General features: G+C 62.1%; 1 protein-coding gene. It reads right to left on the minus strand.

Going from position 1 to position 253, the window contains the following annotated elements; genetic code table 11:
* Positions 1 to 188, minus strand: a 188-nt coding sequence (locus SB724_RS21115; RefSeq protein WP_410572948.1) for an ATP-binding cassette domain-containing protein, incomplete at its 3' end; no start/stop codon positions are given.
* Positions 189 to 253: the final 65 nt, after the last annotated feature.

Genomic DNA, 253 nt, shown 5'->3' on the forward strand with positions numbered 1-253 from the left:
GCGCTGATGCTCTCCAAGAGGTTCACGCAGCGGAGCATGGTGGATTTGCCGGAACCGGACGGCCCGATGACTACCGATACTTCGCCTTGGTTGACGGTCAGGCCAATGCCGCGGAGCACGTGGTGCGGGCCGAAGTACTTGTGGAGCCCTTCGATGCGCACCAGGGGTTTGTCGGTGGTGGTGCTCATTTTGCCTCATCCTCGGGGTCGTCCATCATCAAAGACGGTTCTGCTGCGGCGCTGGGTGCCATCGC

Source organism: Bacillus sp. SIMBA_031, from assembly GCF_046535225.1.
GTDB classification, from domain to species: Bacteria; Bacillota; Bacilli; order Bacillales; family Bacillaceae; genus Bacillus; species Bacillus velezensis.